General features: G+C 43.2%; 20 protein-coding genes. 14 read left to right on the top strand and 6 right to left on the bottom strand.

From position 1 onward, the window contains the following. The first annotated feature begins 20 nt into the window (after window positions 1-20). From MKY63_RS15765 to MKY63_RS15790, 6 genes are all read left to right on the top strand, one after another. Window positions 21-1,802, top strand: coding sequence for an ABC transporter ATP-binding protein (locus tag MKY63_RS15765; protein WP_076098596.1), 1,782 nt, complete (start codon window positions 21-23; stop codon window positions 1,800-1,802). After that, complete coding sequence (locus MKY63_RS15770; RefSeq protein WP_038573122.1) at window positions 1,799-3,538, top strand: ABC transporter ATP-binding protein; 1,740 nt, start codon at window positions 1,799-1,801, stop codon at window positions 3,536-3,538. The genes MKY63_RS15765 and MKY63_RS15770 overlap by 4 nt, the downstream gene beginning before the upstream one ends. A 32-nt stretch (window positions 3,539-3,570) precedes the next feature. Next, window positions 3,571-3,987, top strand: coding sequence for a hypothetical protein (locus tag MKY63_RS15775; protein WP_036679675.1), 417 nt, complete (start codon window positions 3,571-3,573; stop codon window positions 3,985-3,987). Between the two features lie 152 nt (window positions 3,988-4,139). After that, entirely contained in the window at window positions 4,140-4,697 is a 558-nt protein-coding gene (locus MKY63_RS15780; protein ID WP_038573121.1) for a hypothetical protein, read from the top strand. A 146-nt stretch (window positions 4,698-4,843) separates the two neighbouring features. Beyond that, window positions 4,844-5,743 carry a hypothetical protein gene (locus MKY63_RS15785; protein ID WP_076098587.1) on the top strand — a complete coding sequence of 300 codons (900 nt, stop codon included), beginning with the start codon at window positions 4,844-4,846 and terminating at the stop codon, window positions 5,741-5,743. 92 nt (window positions 5,744-5,835) lie between these two features. Further along, complete coding sequence (locus tag MKY63_RS15790; protein WP_076098588.1) at window positions 5,836-6,300, top strand: phage tail protein; 465 nt, start codon at window positions 5,836-5,838, stop codon at window positions 6,298-6,300. A gap of 271 nt (window positions 6,301-6,571) precedes the next feature. Here the strand turns inward: MKY63_RS15790 and MKY63_RS15795 are convergent, their stop codons facing one another. Then, entirely contained in the window at window positions 6,572-7,312 is a 741-nt protein-coding gene (locus MKY63_RS15795; protein ID WP_339809279.1) for a hypothetical protein, read from the bottom strand. Window positions 7,313-7,354: 42 nt separating this feature from the next. Here MKY63_RS15795 and MKY63_RS15800 point away from each other — a divergent pair, with 42 nt between their 5' ends. Beyond that, entirely contained in the window at window positions 7,355-7,489 is a 135-nt protein-coding gene (locus MKY63_RS15800) for a hypothetical protein (protein ID WP_256717374.1), read from the top strand. Between the two features lie 123 nt (window positions 7,490-7,612). Here MKY63_RS15800 and MKY63_RS15805 read toward each other — a convergent pair whose 3' ends face one another. The 4 genes from MKY63_RS15805 to MKY63_RS15820 all read right to left on the bottom strand — a co-directional run bounded on the left by MKY63_RS15805 (window position 7,613) and on the right by MKY63_RS15820 (window position 11,479). Further along, window positions 7,613-8,782: a DUF4179 domain-containing protein gene (locus MKY63_RS15805; RefSeq protein ID WP_076099491.1), complete on the bottom strand. Its 1,170-nt coding sequence runs from the start codon at window positions 8,780-8,782 to the stop codon at window positions 7,613-7,615. Then, window positions 8,769-9,302, bottom strand: a complete 534-nt coding sequence (locus MKY63_RS15810; RefSeq protein WP_076212876.1) for a sigma-70 family RNA polymerase sigma factor — start codon at window positions 9,300-9,302, stop codon at window positions 8,769-8,771. Before MKY63_RS15810 ends, MKY63_RS15805 begins: the two co-directional genes overlap by 14 nt. 331 nt (window positions 9,303-9,633) lie before the next feature. Beyond that, window positions 9,634-10,182 (bottom strand): hypothetical protein, encoded by a 549-nt coding sequence (locus MKY63_RS15815; RefSeq protein ID WP_076138079.1) that lies wholly within the window; start codon window positions 10,180-10,182, stop codon window positions 9,634-9,636. Window positions 10,183-10,270: 88 nt separating this feature from the next. Next, complete coding sequence (locus MKY63_RS15820) at window positions 10,271-11,479, bottom strand: sugar efflux transporter (protein ID WP_076207036.1); 1,209 nt, start codon at window positions 11,477-11,479, stop codon at window positions 10,271-10,273. A 248-nt stretch (window positions 11,480-11,727) separates the two neighbouring features. On the opposite strand from MKY63_RS15820, the gene MKY63_RS15825 reads away from it, so the two are divergent. Continuing rightward, entirely contained in the window at window positions 11,728-12,657 is a 930-nt protein-coding gene (locus MKY63_RS15825; RefSeq protein ID WP_076146417.1) for a phosphotransferase, read from the top strand. Window positions 12,658-12,858: 201 nt separating this feature from the next. On the opposite strand, the gene MKY63_RS15830 is transcribed toward MKY63_RS15825, so the two are convergent. Next, the gene (locus tag MKY63_RS15830; protein WP_036679656.1) at window positions 12,859-13,044 is read right to left on the bottom strand and encodes a hypothetical protein; all 186 of its coding nucleotides are present in this window, start codon (window positions 13,042-13,044) and stop codon (window positions 12,859-12,861) included. Window positions 13,045-13,551: 507 nt separating this feature from the next. Between MKY63_RS15830 and MKY63_RS15835 the strand changes: the two genes are divergently transcribed. From MKY63_RS15835 to MKY63_RS15860, 6 genes are all read left to right on the top strand, one after another. Further along, entirely contained in the window at window positions 13,552-14,463 is a 912-nt protein-coding gene (locus MKY63_RS15835) for a dihydrodipicolinate synthase family protein (RefSeq protein WP_036679654.1), read from the top strand. 4 nt (window positions 14,464-14,467) lie between these two features. Next, a complete protein-coding gene (locus MKY63_RS15840; protein ID WP_036679760.1) occupies window positions 14,468-15,109 on the top strand; it encodes an SGNH/GDSL hydrolase family protein in 642 nt (213 codons plus the stop codon). Between the two features lie 148 nt (window positions 15,110-15,257). Next, window positions 15,258-16,664, top strand: coding sequence for an extracellular solute-binding protein (locus MKY63_RS15845; protein WP_036679651.1), 1,407 nt, complete (start codon window positions 15,258-15,260; stop codon window positions 16,662-16,664). 84 nt (window positions 16,665-16,748) lie between these two features. Beyond that, complete coding sequence (locus MKY63_RS15850; RefSeq protein ID WP_036679648.1) at window positions 16,749-17,624, top strand: sugar ABC transporter permease; 876 nt, start codon at window positions 16,749-16,751, stop codon at window positions 17,622-17,624. Window positions 17,625-17,637: 13 nt separating this feature from the next. After that, entirely contained in the window at window positions 17,638-18,480 is an 843-nt protein-coding gene (locus tag MKY63_RS15855; protein ID WP_081382492.1) for a carbohydrate ABC transporter permease, read from the top strand. A 24-nt stretch (window positions 18,481-18,504) separates the two neighbouring features. Then, window positions 18,505-19,194, top strand: coding sequence for an N-acetylmannosamine-6-phosphate 2-epimerase (locus MKY63_RS15860; RefSeq protein ID WP_036679646.1), 690 nt, complete (start codon window positions 18,505-18,507; stop codon window positions 19,192-19,194). The last annotated feature ends 7 nt before the right edge of the window (window positions 19,195-19,201 follow it).

Raw genomic sequence — 19,201 nt, forward strand, 5'->3', positions numbered from 1 at the left:
TGAGTAAAACCAAAACCGGCATGCCAAGGCTGCTGGAGATCGCCGGAGAGAAGCGAGGTTTGCTGCTCTTGTCCGGAATATTGTCATCTGTCAGCGCTGTATTAATGCTGATTCCGTTTTTGTCTGTTTATTTCATTTTGGCAGAGCTGCTGCGCCATGCTTCATCGCCTGGACAGGTCGACGGTGCGTATATGATCCACTGGGGGTGGATTGCACTTGGAGGGTTAATCGGAGGGCTGGTGACTTCGTATTGTGGTATTATGTGCTCGCATATTGCGGCTTTTCGAATTCAATATAATTTGCGTGTGCGAATGACCGAGCATTTGGGCAGATTGCCGCTCGGTTTCCTGAATGGGACATCAACTGGCGTGGTCAAGAAAACGCTAGAGCAGAATGTCGACAAGGTGGAAAATTTCGTAGCGCATCAGCTTCCCGATTTAGTCAGCGTGCTGGCTTCTACGGTGCTGATGATCGTGGCGATGTTTTGGCTTAGTCCGCCGTTGGCGGTAGCTTGCCTGCTGCCGATAATTATAGGATTAGGTGTGCAGTCAGCGCTTATGATGAGCAGCAGAGGCAAGGCCAGTGTGAAGCAGTATCATGATTCGTTGGAGCAGATCAATACTTCGGCGGTGCAGTATGTACGGGGGATGCCGGCGGTTAAGGTGTTCGGGCAGACGGTGCATTCTTTCAGAAAGTTCTACAGTGATATGACCAGCTACTGCGATTATTGTCTGGAGTATACGGACCGTTATCAAACAGGTTATATCTTATTCAAAACATTGCTGGCGTCACCGTTTACCTTTATTTTGCCGGTGGGCATCTTCATGCTAAGCGGTCGACCGGATTCCATGTCTTTTGCGCTTGTGCTGCTGTTCTTTCTAATTATGGCGCCCGGCGTTTCATCTCCGCTCTACAAGCTACTTCTGCTGGCTTCAAGCACTCGGGATATTGGCGAAGGCGTGGAGCGGATGGACCGTCTCTTGGCACAGCAGCCTGTACCAGAAATAGCAGAACCGCTATCCCCGCATACTTTTGACGTTGAATTTGTGGATGTAACCTTCTCCTACAGTGAAGATGCAGGGACTGCAGCGGCGCTCAGCGAAGTCTCATTCCGTGCGGAACAAGGGAAGGTTACAGCGCTGGTAGGGCCGTCAGGTTCGGGAAAATCGACGGTGGCCAGCTTGGTGCCGCGGTTCTGGGACCCGCAAGTGGGTGCGATCCGTATCGGTGGAGTCGATATTCGCCATATGGCAATCCATGAATTAATGAATACAGTTGCTTTTGTATTTCAGGAAACCTTCCTGTTCTATGACACTTTGTATGAGAATATTGCTGTCGGCAAACCGGGAGCGACTCTGGAGGAAGTCCAGGCTGCAGCCAGAGCGGCACAATGCGACGAGTTCATTACTCGGCTGCCGCAGGGATACGATACGTTAATTGGTGAAGGCGGTGTCTATCTCTCGGGTGGTGAGGAGCAGCGCATTGCGGTAGCTCGGGCTATTCTCAAAAATGCACCAGTGCTCGTGCTCGACGAAGCGACTGCTTTTGCCGACCCGGAAAATGAGTTTCATATGCAGTTAGCACTTACGGAGCTTATGCGCGGCAAGACGGTTATTGTAATTGCTCACCGACTCTCCTCTATACGTGAAGCTGCACAAATTCTGGTGCTGAGGGATGGAGAAATCGTGGAACGTGGAGAGCACGCAGGTTTGATTGAGGCGGACGGGCTTTACGCCAAAATGTGGCATGCCTACAGTGACGCCGGAGATTGGCATATGGAAAAAGGAGGGGATCAGCTATGAAGGTATTGCATAATATTACTGCCGGCAAACCGCAGCAGTTGCTGAAGCCTGTACTTTTTTCCTTGCTGGCTAATCTAGTTAGTGTGCTTCCGTTCGCGCTTGTAATTGAGGCGGTGCGGTTGATTTTTGCTCCTTATATTACTGTGGGCGCAGAACTTCAGACAGAACGCCTTTGGTGGATCTGCGCAGGGCTTGTCGCCGTCATGGTGCTGATGTTCCTGAGTGAGATTCCCGCCTATCGCACCGCTTACCGCGGGGCATACAATGTTGCTGCACAGGGACGTGCGGAATTAGCAGAACATCTGCGGAAGCTTCCGCTGGGTTACCTGACTCGCCGGGACCCAGGTGATTTAGCCAATATGATGATGGGCGATTTCACGCTCGTTGAGACGGGCATTTCACATCTGCTGCCACAGCTTGCGGGGGCTTTTGTACTGCCGATATTTGCACTTGCTGGTTTACTGTTTCTGGACTGGCGGATGGCGATTTCCATGTTCGTAGCGCTGCCGGTTGCTCTTCTGATCATGTATATATCGGGCAAGCTGCGGCGGAGACTCGGAGCGGATCATATGAAGGCCAAGCTGAACGCTGCGAACCGATTGCAAGAATACTTGAACGGCATACGGGTGATGAAGGCCTATAATCTGACGGGAGAACGATTTGTCCGTCTGGATAACTCTTTTAAAACTTTGATGAAGGAAAGTGTGAAGCTGGAAGGGATGTTCGGTCCGGTTATTCTAACCGCTATGGCTCTTCTCCGTGCGGGGCTGACCTTAATGATATACGTAGGTGTTCATCTATTATTAGGCGGGGAGCTCGGTATTTTGCAGTTGGCAGTATTCCTTATTGTCGGCACACGAATCTATGATCCATTGACCACGGCGCTAGCCAATTATGCCGAATTCCGCTACAACGAACAAGCGGGTGAACGTATAGTAGACCTGCTGCGCCAGCCGGTAATGACAGGTGCTACGAGTCCTCTTCCTAAAAGCAGCACCATTAGGTTTGACAATGTAACCTTCAGCTATGGAGGAGAGCCTGTTCTCAAAAATTTAAGTCTGGAAATGCCGCAAGGTTCACTGACTGCAATTGTGGGTCCGTCAGGCAGCGGCAAGAGTACAGTGCTGCGCCTGATCTCACGTTTCTATGATCCTGAAAAAGGGAGTGTTCTGCTAGGTGGGCGCAACATCAAGGAGATTGATCCAGAACATCTGCTAGGATCCGTATCGGTGGTGTTTCAGGATGTGTACCTGTTTCAAGATACCATTGGGAACAATATTGCTTTTGGGCGGCCGGGGGCGTCGCAGCGGGATATTCAGCAGGCAGCGGAAATGGCTCACTGCCATGGTTTCATCATGAAATTACCGCTTGGTTATGATACGCCGGTAGGCGAAGGCGGAAGCACGCTCTCCGGAGGGGAGAAGCAGCGGATCTCCATTGCCCGTGCGATTCTCAAGAACGCTCCAATTGTGCTGTTGGATGAAGCTACTGCATCGCTTGACCCGCAGAATGAGGCCGAAATCCAGAAAGGAATTGATGCGTTGATTACGGGCAGGACCGTCATTGTTATCGCTCACCGGCTGAAAACCATACGCGGTGCGGACAACATTATCGTACTGGAAGACGGTCAGCTGGTAGAGCAGGGACGACATGATGCCTTACTGCTGCGCGGCGGATTGTACGACCGGCTCTGGAAGCTGCAACAGCAGTCCGTTGGATTCCGCATCACATCTTAGGCAATGCTCAGCACATTTTAGGAGGGAAACGTATGCCTATAACAAAGGATGAATCCACTTGGCCGATCATAAGCCTTAGTTTGGGGGAGGCGTTTGATCAGGAGACAGTAGAAGAATATATCGCTTATTGGGAAGAGCTGCTCGCGCGCCGATCTGCCTTCGGCCTGCTGATGGTGCATTCCGCAGAGAAAAACACACGTCCAGAGCGTGCGGTCACACAGCTGTATATGAACTGGTGCAAGATGAACAAGCGGGAAATCGCCCAATATTGTTCAGGCATCGCGGTCGTAATGCAGAATGCTAAGTTGCTTGCTGTCTACAAGCCAGTTACAGCGTTGTCCACTAAAAGAACCTACGGCTGCCCCGGAGGTGCTTTCTCCGGAGAGGCTGAGGCGATAAGGTGGCTGGAGGAGCAGTTGGCTAAGGCACCCTCGGGTACGAAAACCTAATATAGCTGCCCATAATTTGGGGATACACATTTAAGCTTTCTTCACCCTTTAGGGTGGGGAAGGCTTTTTTTGTCTAGAAAGATAAGAATCCGCCAACCCCTCACAACCAACGTGTCAGAGTAAGCTTTTTAAATATAAACGGGGTGTGTTGGATGAAGATAAATAATAATTATTTGAAAGAACAATTAAAACATGTATATTGGCTAAATGGTGGACCTTGTGCTGGAAAGACTACTATGACCAAGAAGTTTGTAGAGGAATTAGGTTTTCAAACATTAGGGGATGATCTCTTAAAATATAGACCATTCTCTAGCCCTATGGAATATCCTGCCCTTCAATTCCCTAATCCTAGTTTAGATTGGAATAAGTGGTTTAATAAACCTGTAGATGAACATTGCCAATGGTTATTTCAAGTGGTCGAAGAGATACCGTTTATCCCGGAAAAGAGAATGATATGTTTTTATACGTCCGATGCGGAGATAGAGAGATTATATTACTTTAGAGAAGACCATAAGATGATTCTGGACTGCATTAACGCTTATACGTTAAATCCAGAAGAAACAATTAAACACAGTAATAAATCTATGATTAAGTTCTCCAATGAAATAAAGAGCGCTTGCACTAAGCTGGGCATCAAAACCATAGAAAGAACACTAAATATGAGCGTAGAAGAACAATTTAGGTTAGTTCGTGAACATTTTAAAATGTAGGGATGACTGTAAGGTATACCTACTCAAAGAAACCATTCCTTTGTCAGGTATGGTTTTTTTAATACCTAGAAAAGTACACAGGTGTGCCCGTATAATAAATAGGAGTAAGTAATTGGAAGTAGACTGATGATGAGGGGAGAGAAGACATGTTTTTCTTTAAGAAAAATAAAGGCATCACAAAAGAGGAACTGCAGGCCCTGGTTGAAGGCTTGGAGCAGGCTTATATGGATAAGGATGAAGAAGGTTTGAGCAAAAGATTTCATCCAGATAAGAGGGGAATGTCCTTTTTAAATCACTTTCAATTAATGATGACATTTCAAATCTATAATATAAAATCTGAAATTCTCGAATTTGAATTGCTGTCAATGGATGCTACTAAAGCAGTCTTTACATACACTCGGAAGCATATTCATACCTGTATCAACCCCGCCGATGAACGTGAGGAAAAAAGAAATCAAATTATCAGTTATTACGTTGAGGCTGTGAAGGAGAATGGTTCAATTTGGATTACGAGGTACAGCCCTTATAGCACGATTTTTGTAGATAAGAAGGGTGATTTCCTTAGTGGTGTGGATGCGGTCATTCCTCCTGGAGAAGAGATCAATTCAGGCATTGCGCGATTCATCCCGTATTTTCAGCTTAATAGCTATGTACCTGCAACATTCCATGTCTACAGTAACAGTCAATTTATCGGATATTATCCGCTAGGAGAATGCCATCGGTACGAACCTTCGCATACGTTCACGATTAATTATTTTGATAAGATAGAGGCATCTTCTGTAGAGAAGCATACAGCGGATTATATCTCCCAAGAGACCTTATTGACCGCTCAAGTATTGCATCAGACTGATAATAGCTCTGTAGTTGAGACGCAGTTGATGAACAATAATGTATTAGAGCATGAACTTGTTACCAGCCTGCTTACGAAGGATGGGTTCTATATGATTAGATTTCTGTATGACAAAGGGGAGCCGATACCGCCACAGGAACGAGAAAAGTGGAAGCGTGAGATGGTCACTTTAATAGAAAAAGAGCACAGCAGTTAACACAGAAACTTGCAGTTACAGACAGCACGCGAACTGTATCCTAAGTAACGATAAGTTTTTTTGGGAATAATGAGAGAAAAGGAAAGATGGAAATGTCCTATATCGTTGATTTTAAAAATGTGTCTACGGTTGGTTTAGAGTCTTCTCCTGTAGTAGATGCGCTTGCTGGTTTGCGTGCTAATGAGGCCCGTTACTTTATGAGCAAATACAAGCATGAATTTACGGTTGTACAAGCCAGCGAAAGCCAGGAGACCCTTGATTATGTGAACCGAATTTTAAAAGAAGAACGTGATATTGAGTTTGCGGCCAATCCTTTAGAAACGTCGCGTTTTGAAGTGGAAAATATTAAATTTGCTTATGTCTTTTATGAGGATGGTCTTGCAGTCAACGTTATGTATACGGTTGATGACCCTAAGAAGCGTGCTGTTGGTTTTAAGCTTTCTGAGGGGATGGAGATCCCAAAGGAGCTAGAAGAGAAGTTTAAGTTTGCTAGGCAGAAGTCCAAGCTAGCTGGAACAATTCGGGGTTCGTTTTTTGTAATTAAAGGAGAGTATTAAGGTAAGCAAAATTGCAACTTAATCAATGAGAGGGCCATCCTATAAAAGGATGGCCCTAAATCTTTTCGGTATAGATAAATTGCGTAGGTTATCTATGGGAATGACTCACATTCAAGAGGCCGAATTTATTATATAGAGCAACGAAAACTGGAGTAGCCAGCGTGCTTCACAATTATTTTGTATGAGTAGCTGAGATGCTGAAATGTACGGTATAAATCCCGTAGAAAAGAGCTGAGGTGGCTGGAATAGTGAAATGTACAGGATAAATCCCTTACAAATGAGTTGAGGTGGCTGAGATGCTGGAATGTACGGTATAAATCCCGTAGAAAAGAGCTGAGGTAGCTGGAATAGTGAAATGTACGGTATAAATCCCGTACAAATGAGTTGAGGTGGTTGAGATGCTGGAATGTACGGTATAAATCCCGTAGAAAAGAGCTGAGGTAGCTGGAATAGTGAAATGTACGGTATAAATCCCGTACAAATGAGTTGAGGTGGCTGGAATAGTGAAATGTACGGTATAAATCCCGTAGAAAAGAGCTGGAGTAGCTAGTATGCTGGAATGTACGGTATAAATCCCGTACAAATGAGTTGAGGTGGCTGGGACGGTGAAATGTACGGTATAAATCCCGTAGAAAAGAGCTGAGGAGGCTGGAATAGTGAAATGTACGGTATAAATCCCGTAGAAAAGAGCTGAGGTGGCTGGAATAGTGGAATGTACGGTATAAATCCCGTAGAAAAGAGCTGAGGTGGCTGGAATAGTGAAATGTACGGTATAAATCCCGTAGAAAAGAGCTGGAGTAGCTAGTATGCTGGAATGTACGGTATAAATCCCGTACAAATGAGTTGAGGTGGTTGAGATGCTGGAATGTACGGTATAAATCCCGTAGAAAAGAGCTGAAGTGGCTGGGACGGTGAAATGTACGGGATAAATCCCGCAGATAAGAGCTGAGGTGGCTTGGCTATATCGACTTGGTTGGAGACTCTCCGGGGGCATCAGATTTGATCCATTCAAATGTGTTCGACAAGCCACCTATCATTTGACAAAACGTGGAAGATGTTGGATGCGGTCAAAAACAATCGAATTATTGAGATTGATATGGAAAAATATTTTGCAGCAGATTCATACTCCTCCTTGTTACAAGCTGAAGATATTGCCGACAAATTATCGAAGCTGGCTTCATCAAAATAACCTTATTGGATTGAACCTACCTGAAGTCATTTAAATAAAAAGACGAAGCCTATTATGGCTTCGTCTTTTGTAGTTTTGCATGCCCTTTTCATCCTAGAAAATAAGGTCCCTGTTACAAATGAACTATTGGACCGAAAGTACAGTCTCCAGCTCAGGGATATATTCCTTGACCATATTGTTGTCTTCCCACAGTCCTTTAGTCCCAGCTGGGGCTTGACCTTCGGAAACGACTAAGTACGGTTTGATGGTTACGGTACTCGGTATAGTCTTGAAGGGTTCAAAATGGACATTATAAGATTCGCTTACGGGGTGAGCACCGACAGGCTTCAGTTGAACGCCACGTTCATCCACAATGTCAAATTGAAGAGCGATGACGCCCCCGTTAGCACCCTTATATTTCGAAGGGATAGAAGCGAGCATTTCTTCTACGCTCTGGCCCGGTTTGGTTTTGTACTCAATGGATACCTGCGTTGTGATTGGGGTGATTTCTACCTTACTGATCTGCAAGTTAATGTTATCGTGATGCTTGGTCTCCTCTGAAGTTAGGGCGGTAACAGGCGTTGATGTGGTAACAGGCAGAACGAATTCGAACGGGACATCGTAACCCTTTAACGTTACATTTACAGTCAAGTCAAACTGATCAGGGAACTGGACAGTCTGTGTTGTTGTGCTCGGCTCATAATAAGTGTTCAAAACCTGAACCATTATGCTGGAAGCAGTCTCACCATCCATGTGTTCGTAACTCCAGAGCAGAGGTTGGCCTTTATAGAGAACCTCAAACTTATCCACCGCCCCTTTATTGGCATCGGAAGGCGGCGAATTGGGCTCCGAAGCCAGACGGTTTCCAGGAGTGGTTATGTTCATAAGAATTCGGGTTCCGTCAAATAACAACGTTGGGATATTCATGGTCACCTCGCTATGGGTCACGCTTTGGTTTACGTTTGTGATGAAATCCTCGGCTTGTTGAACACCGGGATCTAAGTTTTTTTCGCCCCATAATGAATAGATTTGTCCCAGAACCGGAATTTGCTTGAGTGCATCAGCTATTGCGGGCGATACAAAGCCGGAAACAAGGAGTGTAACTCCCAGGATTGCAGCGGCTGCAGTGGAAACCCACCATTTATTAAAAGTTCTTGATACATCTATCTTTCTCTGAATGGGGGAAAAAGAATTATCGGTCTCCCTGATGATTTGGTAAGTCTCATTCAGCTTGGAGCGGGCAATATCCGATAACTGATCGGGAAGTAGGCTTTGGCAGTTTTTTAATTGTTCTTCTAACTTAGTGTTTACCATGTCGCAACTCCATTTCTTGATTGAATTGAGATGAATGCTTTAGCTTTTTGCGGGCGCGATGCAGCCGGGTCTTCACGGCAACCGTAGAAATTTCGAGAATGTCGGAAATTTGACGGATCGGCATGTCCTGTAGGTAATGAAGGTGAATGACAATCCGGAGGTTCTCCTCAAGATGTTGAACGGCATCCCATAATTCGATTTTCTCATAATCCTTGGAAGTGGAAGGGACTTCGGGAAGCTCTCCATAAGGGAGGGCTCTTGCGTTGTTTTTGAGCATTTTATTGCATTCATTAATCAGAATCCGGAAGATCCACGTTTTGAAAAAAGCGGGCTCTCTGAGTGTATGGATGTTCTTAAAGGCTTTTAGCATCGTCTCCTGCAGGGCATCTGCACAATCTTCTTCTTTGTTGACGATGGACCTTGCAGTTCTGTATAAAGGTAACTCTATCTCCTGCATCAACTTCACGAATGCTTCAGGGTCCCCAGCTTTGGCTTTGACGACAATAGGATCTATATGCAAAGATTTACCTGCTTTCTTGACTAGAAGTCTTAGGATGTTCGTAACGTTACTTAAATATTAGATCGGGTAGGTAGCTAGAAGGTTACCACAAACATGATTCCATTCTCCGCATCTCGCAAAGGATGAAGATTACTTTTGCTGTCTGTAGCTAGTAGCAGGGTATCCTTCGCATAATGGGAAGGCATTTCACGGTGCTCTTCCGAACGATTAATGTGTAACTGAGCTAGCAAGGTGAGAAATTGGTTTTTTTCACAAAAAAATCGCCGTTCGAATTCCCTGTCGGGAATCGGACGGCGATTTTCATAAGCTAATTAATCAATCAATCAATCCATCAATCAATGATATAAATGACCCATTTCCCTTGATCGTTTGGCCGAATCGCGTATAGCATTTTTACATTTTCAACTGTCTCTTCTGCTATATCCAAGCGTTGTCCGATTACCGTTATATTCACCTGATGTTCGTTGGGTAACATGGAATCAATGCTTTCGATGTCTGTGAATTTGTACTGATATTGTTCGTCATAATAAGGCTCCATAGCCTCTGCTAGTTTTTTGTTTACGAACCCGGATTGATAAATTGTGTGGTCATGCTCAACTAAAGCAGTTAGGTTTTTTTCCAGCACTTCAAGTGCGGGGAGATCATTCTCTGTCAATTGATCTGCATATGATTTCAGATTTATCAACAATTCTGCCTTAAAGCTGGTTTCATTTGGCTGCTTGGGTTCTGTGATTTGCGGCTTCTGCGTATTAATCGCTGGACTTTGGGTTGGCGTATTTGCTCCTGTGCTCGGCTCCTGGTTTGGTTTAACGTCCCCTGCACATGCTGCCAGAAAGATTAAAGACATCAACATGAGCATTCTTGCAATAGTTTTTAACATCTAACTCCACCTTTTTGAGGATATGTTAGTTAGTCGCGAGAAAATATGGAGAAGTTACAAGGGCTGAATGAAGCCCCAAAAAAGCAGATTAAACCGTTAGTTTTTGTGTATCTACAGAGTCACGTCCGCTTACCGCAAGCATGATTGTAGAAATAATGACGAGTATGAAACAGAGCACAAATGAATACCGGTACCCAACAACACTAGCTAATAACCCGCCAACAAGACTGCCAATCAGTCTGCCGATCGTGGATGAATTAGAGTAGAGCGTGGATGCATACCCAGGCATGTTTGGAAGCAGATCCTGAATGTAGCTAATGCCAATCGCTGAAATAACGGCAACAAAAAAGGCAAGCAAAATTTGGGCTGCAAGCATTTGCCACATCGCGCCTGAAGTAATGACAACGAGATAATAAGCTCCTCCGAAAATGGCTCCGCACATCATCAGGATGCGGTTACTGTATTTCGCACTAAGTAGTCCCAGCATGATCATAAAAGGAATTTCCAGCGCAGCACAAATACTGCTGACTAAACCGACATCGCTTGTTGTTCCCCCTAGATTGTTGGTGATAAAGAGGGCAGTATTGATGCTACTCGTCCAGTGGGCTACATACATGAGTATCATAATCAGAAAAGGAAGCAGAACATTACGGTTCTGACCCAACCGGAAACTTTTTACTTTTACTTCTGCAGTACTGCTTTTCACTTCTGTATTTGATTTCAGGAATAGTGAAATAAGTAAGGCAACCAGCAGGAATACTCCGATGGTGCCCGAGAAAATCCCCTTAAACCCAACAGCAGCAATTAGCAGAGTACCGATTAAAGGACCTGTAATAAAGCCGAGAGAGAAAGCAGAACGCAAGGTAGAATTTGCAAACGCAGTATCTGTAAAATCGCTCTTATTCACTGCTTCTCTAGCTATGGCGAACAATTGAGGCATCCCTGGTGCACCGAGTGCGGTGAACACAATCATGTAAATGAATAAGATCGTAAAATCCCCAATGAGCAAGTATCCGCTATAAGCAAGGGCATTACAGAGCGTGGAGACAAGGTAAATGTTTCTTCGATTTAAGCCAAGGTCAGAGCGTCTCCCGATTAGTGTACTGATCCATATTCCGGCAATTAACGTGGTGGCCAGAAAAACACCAAACAGCCCGACAGATACTCCAAGCTGTTCCGTAAAATAAATGGATAAAAAGGGTGCGCTGAGTGAAATCCCCATCCCCTGCAGTAACATACATAAAAAGAGTAAGCCATAAGAGGGAATCGAAAATAGTGCAGTTAGTCGTTTGAACATGTTGTGAAAGTACTCCTCTATATTTGTTTAGATATTTCATAAAAAAAAGCCGTTGAAATTGATTCCAACGGCTTTTTGTATGCTTGTTTTTTTCAAGACCTTATTCAACATCATAATTGATCGGAAAGAATAAGTCTATACTTTCGGCTGGATTTTATTTACTATTGTGAAGTCGGCAAAACCTAATAAATGGAGTGTTGTTAATGGACGTTACTTGTCATCTCGATAAGGCTGACTTACAGGATTATATTAGTAGGGTTTTTGGCAGCAGTTATTTCGTTGCTCGTGTTTCGCGCATGCATGGCGGTGCACAAAAGGTGGTCTACAAGATTGAGTGCAGTAATGGATTTTCCTGCGTTTTGTATGTGTGGGATCTTTCGATGAATTATTTTAAAGAAGAAAAAGCAAATGAAGATATAAATGAACAATCCTATGGAAGTCATTTATTCGAATTAAATAACAGGTACTTAACACAACATGGAGTTCAGACCCCTGCTCTTTATGATCTGAATAAGGAAAGAGATCGTTACTCTTTCGATTATGCTCTAGTTGAATATATAGATGGAAGAATGGCAGAAACCTATTTTTATCATCCCGATTCACGTGTTCAAGATAAAGTTTTTCAGCGTGTGGGGGAAATGCTTACTGCTATGCATACCAACGAGAGGCATGTTTTTGGGAAAGCAAATGCTAACGAGAGCAGCATGAGCGAATGTCATTTATTACAAATGGAAAATGCGAAAGTGCAGCTAGCCTATGCCTCCCAACATATTGAGAAGATCAGGTCTAATCAAAGCAAACTGCTCGATAAGTTGTACGAGCTTGAATCAAAAATTCAACCCAGACAGCAATATGGGTTTATTCACGGGGAGCTGGGACCTGACCATGTTATGGTTAATGATAAACTGGAGCCCTTTCTGATAGATATTGAAGGGGCAATGTACTATGACATTGAGCATGAGCATAGTTTTTTACAGATGAGATTTGGGGATTTCTATCGGTACTTAAAGAACGATGCTCTGGATCATGATAGGCTGTTATTTTATCAATTCCACCATCATGTCTCCTTAACTTCAGGTGGATTAAAGCTGCTGCATAGAGGATTTCCTGACCAACAATTCGCCCAAGGCCTAGCTGATTATCAATCGGAACGCGCGCTGAGGTTTATCGAAGGATGAACTAAACAAGGCGTTTGGATTGATAACCTACTGCCATGTCCTCGAAAGTAACCTATTAGCCTTCTTCACCCTTTAGGGTGGGGGAGGTTTTTTCGTTATACAACTACAAGGCATAATAAAAGACCGCATCCACTGGAATTGCTTCCGGATCTGGCGGTCTGATGTCTTCGTTATGAATCAATCTTTATCTGAAAGGGTTAGTTAATGAAATTTAACGGTCTTGATTCGAGCCTCTTCTTCATAGCTAAGTGGTTTCGGAGATTGCGGAGTGTGCAGATGACGCTCCACGGAGTACTCCATTTTCCGGTAGTCCTCATTACCTGTATTCAATGTTGGATTCCAGTTTTCTGTCACCCAATTTTTAAGTTCCTTAAGTCCTGCTAGCATTTCCTCCAGCCTCCTTTGGCGAAGAAACAAAATAGATTTTGTAGTTATTTGTTTACGCTTTCATTATAATCCTAAACTCCATTTTTTAAAAGGTGTGTCCGTCTGAAAAACACAGATTATTCAGTGAACATTGTGTGTTATTTAGGTTTTGTGCTTCATCTGGAGAGAAGTGTCTCCCTGTAGGAGACATTTTTAGTGAAGCTGAAAGGATACTCATTAGTACCCCTTTTTTATATTATTTTACATCCGTATATCCAACAAATACTGCCCGGAAGAAATAAATTTAGGGTGGAATATTTGCAGGATTATTTTCTAATGAATATGGAAAAATAAATGATTATTAGCTGCGAGTTATACTGAAAACCATTATTGTGCTAATCATAAATAAGATTGGTGGAAATAAATTTTATTTTTCTAAAAATAGAGAAAATAATTTACAAAACCAAAATATAATGATATTTTGTTTATGTAGAAAAGAAACCGCTCACAACTTAAGGGGGATTAACAATGACACTCACAAAGTTCCACGGAATTATACCTGCCTTTTATGCCTGCTATGACGATCAAGGAAACATTTCGGAATCCCGGACGCATGCTTTATGTGATTACTTATTTGAAAAAGGAGTTCAAGGTGTATATGTGGGAGGCAGCTCAGGAGAATGTATTTACCAGAGTCTCGACGAACGCAAAGCGGTACTAAGCTACGTAGCTAGTAACCTGAAAGGTAAAATGACACTGATTGCCCACGTGGGTGCCCCTTCCACTAGAGATAGTATTGAGTTAGCGAAACATGCTGCAACCTTAGGGTATGATGCATTATCCGCAATCCCGCCTATATATTTCAAATTACCTGATAGTGCAGTCTATAAATATTGGAGCGAGATTATGGAGGCAACCCCTCTTAGCTTCATTATCTACAACATTCCTCAGACTACTGGATATACACTGACTCCTTCCCTATTTGAGAAGCTGCTTGCGAACAAAAAGGTGATTGGTGTGAAGAACTCCTCCATGCCGACTATGGATATTGAAAGATTCAAAAGAGTGGGTGGAAAAGATGTAGTGGTATTTAATGGACCAGATGAACAATATGTTGCGGGAAGAATCATGGGAGCGGATGCGGGAATCGGTGGAACCTATGCGGTTATGCCTGAGCTGTTCCTCCAAGCAAATGAATTTGTTAAGGCTGGTAAGTTCGAAGAAGCTGGACAAATTCAAAGCGATATCAACGATATTATCATCGCCCTTTGTTCGCTGAAAGGTGCCATGTATGCCGGAATAAAAGAGCTTCTAAAATTAAGAGGCGTAAACATTGGCAGCGTAAGAGCACCGCTTGAGGCAGTAGCCGTTGAGGATGCTGGTCCGATCGCAGACATTATGAAATTGATTGATCAAGCTATTGAAAGATATTGCGGTTAAGATAATGAAGAAATCCATCGTATGCTTTGGCGATTCTAATACTTGGGGCTACGACGCAGAGACAGACCGCAGATTTAAGGATGATATTCGTTGGACGGGAATTCTTCATACAGAATTGGGTGACGCCTACCGAATGATCGAAGAAGGGCTTCCCGGCAGAACAAGTGTCAGTGAGGACCCTCTATTTGAAGGACTTTCTGGAATCTCCTATATCTATCCCTGCCTGATGTCACATTCGCCATTAGACTTGGTTGTGATCATGCTTGGGACCAATGATACAAAAGAAAGGTTTGGACTAACTTCTTATAACATCGCACAAGGTATTGTTAGGTTGGCTCTTAAAGCTAAAGATAGCGGTGCAGGACCCGAGGGGAAGGCTCCAGAGGTTCTAGTAATCGCGCCCCCTCCGATTGGAGCAGAGTATATTCATACCCCTATTGGCAAACCAATGGGTAGCGGATGTAGTGAGAAGTCTATGGAGCTCGCTGAGCATCTTGCAGCTTTACTAACGGAAACTGGCATCCACTTTATAGACTCCAGAGATCATGTATCGATGAATGAAATTGATTATATGCATCTTGATCCGCAAGGACATCGCAGCATGGCCGATTTAGTGCAATACCATGCCAAACGGATTTTAAATTAAGGGTTCTATACTTTCGAAGCAAGTTTTGTACGAAGTGATTCAAAGAAGATAATGCTTACAAAACTTTAAGCGTATGCTTTCGAAGCGAGTTTTGTACGAAGCGATTCAGAGAAGATAATGCTCACAAAACTTTTAGGGAGGTTTATAAATGAAGAAAAAACGTTTACTCTCGACAATGGTTGCGCTAATGGTGATTATTTCTTTAATTTCAGGTTGCTCAGGTAACAATGCTGCTAGCTCTAATACATCCGATAATTCTTCTGCATCTGGGAAGGAAAAAGTGGGGATCAGAGTATGGCTGACTCCACAGTGGAAGGGTGTTGTGGATGCCACGGAGGCAGGCGCGGACTATGATAGCTTCCTAAAGCACGCCGCTGAGAAATTCAAAGCACAATATGATAAATATGATGCGGATATTCAAATAGAGGTCATTGCTGGAGATCAGCGCGATCAATTGCTTAACGTTAACTTAAGCGGAGGAACACCTCCAGATGTGTTCTTTGAGAGTGTATTCCCGATGGGGGATTACGTTCACCGTGGAGCATTGGTTCCTTTGACCGACATCATTGATGAAGACGCGAAAAGCGATATTGCTCAAAACTACTGGGACGCTGTAACGTTCGGAGAAGATATTTATTTCTATCCATTCCAGCACAACCCAGGCACCTTGGTTTACAACGCGGACATGTTTAAAGCAGCAGGCTTAGAAAAGTTTGTGGGTGAAGAATCCGAAATCAAAACTTGGAACTTGGATGAATATCAACAAATTCTTGAGGGTCTGAAAAACAATCTGCCGAAGGATAAGTATTCGAATGCATATCCAATGGCATTATTCGCTGTAAATAATCAGGGCGATACATGGAACCTTGCCTATATGAGAATGTTCGGCAATAAGTTCTTTGATGATCAAGGCAACATTGTCCTGAACGATGAGAACGGAGTTAAAGCTGCAACTTGGCTGAAAAACCTATATGACGGCGGATATACAAATCCAGGAGCAGAATCTGTTTCTTCTAATGATGCCAATGCTATGTTCCAAAATCAGCAATTAGCGATCAGTTTCACTAACCCGATTCTGTTTAATGGTACGAAAGCTAATATGGCGGATGGTACGGCAGCGAAATTCGATATGAGACTTGCTAATATTCCGTCGGAAAGCGGCGATCCTCTATCCTTTACTTATGTAGTAGGCGCTAGTGTATTCAAGTCCAAAGATGCTAAGAAGACTGAAGTAGCTAAGGATTTCGTGAAGTTTTTCTCAAGCGATCCTGAGTTAGTTAAATCCTCTAAGAATGGTATTCCTGTAAGAAGTTCTGTAGCCGAAGCACTTAAAGCGGAGAATCCACTGTTTGCAGCTTACGATGCCAATTCTAAATATTTGTTCAACTTCACAGGCAACGTTCCAGGATACAGCCAATTAAGAGAGGTTTTATATCCAGAGCTACAAGCACTTTACATGGGAGCTAAGACACCGGAACAGTTTGTACAAGATTATCAGACAAGTGGCAACAAGGTGATTGAGACCAATAAAGCTGGCTCTGTAATTTTCCAATAATCTAAGACCAGATAAACAATACACGATTGACAGCCTTTAGGGTCTGAAGAGACTCTGGGGCTGTTAATTAGAAAGGTAAACGATATGAAACTACGTAGTAATTACCTAAAAGAGAATATTACAGGTTATCTGTTTATTTTACCTCAGATGATAGTATTCTTAGCCTTTCTTGTCTATCCGATCTTAGAAGGGATGCGGCTGAGTCTATACCAGATTAATTATGACAGTGAGAAATTTGTGGGTTTTGCCAATTACACCACATTGTTTAATGATCCGGTATTTTTTAAGGCTACCATCAACACCGTTGTGTTCGTAATATTTATCGTTCTACTTACAGTGGGGTTTGCATTGTTCGTAGCCTCCGCGGTATTTGATAAAAATGCTAAGTACGTTTCCTTTATTAGAGGAAGTTATTATATCCCGGTAATGGTGTCCATGGTGGTTATGAGTATGGTCTGGAGCTTTTTGCTGAATCCGGCTAATGGACTTATCTCTTATCTATATAAAGACATGGGACTAGGGACGATTAATCTGCTGGGAAATCCAAAGACGGTTCTGCCAGTCGTGATATTTGTAACCTTCGCAACTAACGTGGGCCAGGCAATTATTCTGTATATAGCTGCAATGATTGGTGTCTCGAAAGAGCTTTTTGAAGCAGCCGAAATCGACGGTGCTAGCAGATGGCAAGTGATATCAAAGATCCTGATTCCTTCGGTAGGACCGACAACAACTTATATTACGATTATCAATATTATTGCCGTATTAAAAATCTTTGTAGTTATTCAGTTATTGACCGGTGGCGGACCGAACAATTCCTCCGTAACGCTGATGTACTACCTTTATAATAATGCCTTTAAATATAACCAACTCGGTGTAGCTTCTGCGGTAGGGGTTATCATGTTCGTGATTACATTGATATTGTCTGTGCCACAGCTACGAAGCATGATTAAGGTGAAGTGAGGGGGAATACAACATGTCGAAGATTAAAAACAAGAAAAAGAGAGAGAAGTTTGATGTGATATCGAATGTAATCATTATCCTCTTCGCGCTCCTTAATCTTTTTCCACTATATTGGTTATTCACAAGTTCACTCAAGAACAGCTCGGATGTTGTGAAAATGCCTCCAGACTGGTGGCCCAAATCGATTACATTCTCCAACTATGTGGATGTATTTCAGAACCAGCCGGCTTTAAGATGGACGTTTAATAGTATTTATGTATCAGGTATTTCTACTATTTTGGTTATCGTTGTAGGCTCTATGGCCGCCTATGCGTTCTCAAAGATTAATTTTAAAGGTAAAAATATAATCTTCATTATCTTTATATCAAGCTTGATGATTCCTAAAGAAATTATGATTGTACCCTTATTCCGGATCACCCAACAATTTGGAATGGTAAATAGTTATAACGGTATGATTTGGCCGAACGTGGCGGGTGCATTTGGAGTGTTCCTATTAAAGGGATTCTTCGATTTAACCCCTAATGCCTTAAGAGAAGCCGGGAGAATAGATGGTGCAAATGAATGGAGAATCTTCACACGCATCATGTTGCCTATTGTCAAACCTGGTATTGGAGCCTTATTTATTCTAAATTTCGTGCAAGTCTGGAATGATTACTTGTGGCAGCTGGTTATAGGCCAAGAGAACAAAATGAAAACATTAATGGTTGGTACTGCGACCTTAATGCAGGATTTGAATCCTAATTTCGCTTATAAAATGGCCGGAGCTACCATCGCTGCAATTCCGATGTTGCTAGTGTTCATGTTATTCCAACGGTTCTTCACCAATGGGATTACGGCAGGAGCAGTTAAAGAATAAATAAAAATGTGGAGTGGGTTACTGATGAATACTGAAAATAATGTACTTAAAAAAATAAAACATAAATTAGTCGTCTCCAGTCAAGCCTTACCAGAAGAACCGCTGCATAGCCCGTTTATTATGGGGAGAATGGCTTATGCTGCTTACTTAGGCGGGGCTTCTGGAATTCGGGCAAACAGCGTAGCGGATATTCAAGAAATCAAAAAGCAAGTGAATCTGCCAATCATTGGGATAATCAAAAAGGTGTATGAAGGCTCTGAAGTCTTTATTACACCCACTCAAAAGGAAGTCGATGAGCTGTACCGCGAAGGGGTAGATATCATTGCTATGGATGCTACAGACCGTATTCGCCCGGACGGATCTACTATTTCTGAACTTTTTCCACTTTTAAAAGAGACCTATAAAGATCAACTGTTTATGGCGGATTGTTCTACATTTGCGGAAGCTGCGAAGGCTGTTGAGCTGGGATTTGATCTGATAGGAACTACCTTGAGCGGTTATACAGAGGCTACTAAAGGCCGCAACTTGCCAGATTTTGAATTGGTTCAACAAATCGTCAACAACTTCTCTGTTCCCGTTATAGCTGAAGGTGGGGTTTCCACTCCTGAAGAATTAAAGACCATGTTTGATTTAGGTGTGTATTCAGCAGTGGTTGGCTCTGCGATCACGAGACCGATGGAGATTACGAAACGGTTTGTGAACGCTATTCAGTAGAACGCCA

Source organism: Paenibacillus sp. FSL R7-0189 (assembly GCF_037969925.1).
Taxonomy (GTDB): domain Bacteria; phylum Bacillota; class Bacilli; order Paenibacillales; family Paenibacillaceae; genus Paenibacillus_AQ; species Paenibacillus_AQ odorifer.

What these genes read in the sequence shown, in the direction of transcription:
- MKY63_RS15765 (WP_076098596.1), top strand. Translation starts at nt 21, where the DNA reads ATGCCAAGGCTGCTGGAGATCGCCGGAGAGAAGCGAGGTTTGCTGCTC.
- MKY63_RS15770 (WP_038573122.1), top strand. Translation starts at nt 1,799, where the DNA reads ATGAAGGTATTGCATAATATTACTGCCGGCAAACCGCAGCAGTTGCTG.
- MKY63_RS15775 (WP_036679675.1), top strand. Translation starts at nt 3,571, where the DNA reads ATGCCTATAACAAAGGATGAATCCACTTGGCCGATCATAAGCCTTAGT.
- MKY63_RS15780 (WP_038573121.1), top strand. Translation starts at nt 4,140, where the DNA reads ATGAAGATAAATAATAATTATTTGAAAGAACAATTAAAACATGTATAT.
- MKY63_RS15785 (WP_076098587.1), top strand. Translation starts at nt 4,844, where the DNA reads ATGTTTTTCTTTAAGAAAAATAAAGGCATCACAAAAGAGGAACTGCAG.
- MKY63_RS15790 (WP_076098588.1), top strand. Translation starts at nt 5,836, where the DNA reads ATGTCCTATATCGTTGATTTTAAAAATGTGTCTACGGTTGGTTTAGAG.
- MKY63_RS15800 (WP_256717374.1), top strand. Translation starts at nt 7,355, where the DNA reads ATGTTGGATGCGGTCAAAAACAATCGAATTATTGAGATTGATATGGAA.
- MKY63_RS15805 (WP_076099491.1), bottom strand. Translation starts at nt 8,782, where the DNA reads ATGGTAAACACTAAGTTAGAAGAACAATTAAAAAACTGCCAAAGCCTA.
- MKY63_RS15815 (WP_076138079.1), bottom strand. Translation starts at nt 10,182, where the DNA reads ATGTTAAAAACTATTGCAAGAATGCTCATGTTGATGTCTTTAATCTTT.
- MKY63_RS15820 (WP_076207036.1), bottom strand. Translation starts at nt 11,479, where the DNA reads ATGTTCAAACGACTAACTGCACTATTTTCGATTCCCTCTTATGGCTTA.
- MKY63_RS15830 (WP_036679656.1), bottom strand. Translation starts at nt 13,044, where the DNA reads ATGCTAGCAGGACTTAAGGAACTTAAAAATTGGGTGACAGAAAACTGG.
- MKY63_RS15835 (WP_036679654.1), top strand. Translation starts at nt 13,552, where the DNA reads ATGACACTCACAAAGTTCCACGGAATTATACCTGCCTTTTATGCCTGC.
- MKY63_RS15840 (WP_036679760.1), top strand. Translation starts at nt 14,468, where the DNA reads ATGAAGAAATCCATCGTATGCTTTGGCGATTCTAATACTTGGGGCTAC.
- MKY63_RS15845 (WP_036679651.1), top strand. Translation starts at nt 15,258, where the DNA reads ATGAAGAAAAAACGTTTACTCTCGACAATGGTTGCGCTAATGGTGATT.
- MKY63_RS15850 (WP_036679648.1), top strand. Translation starts at nt 16,749, where the DNA reads ATGAAACTACGTAGTAATTACCTAAAAGAGAATATTACAGGTTATCTG.
- MKY63_RS15855 (WP_081382492.1), top strand. Translation starts at nt 17,638, where the DNA reads ATGTCGAAGATTAAAAACAAGAAAAAGAGAGAGAAGTTTGATGTGATA.
- MKY63_RS15860 (WP_036679646.1), top strand. Translation starts at nt 18,505, where the DNA reads ATGAATACTGAAAATAATGTACTTAAAAAAATAAAACATAAATTAGTC.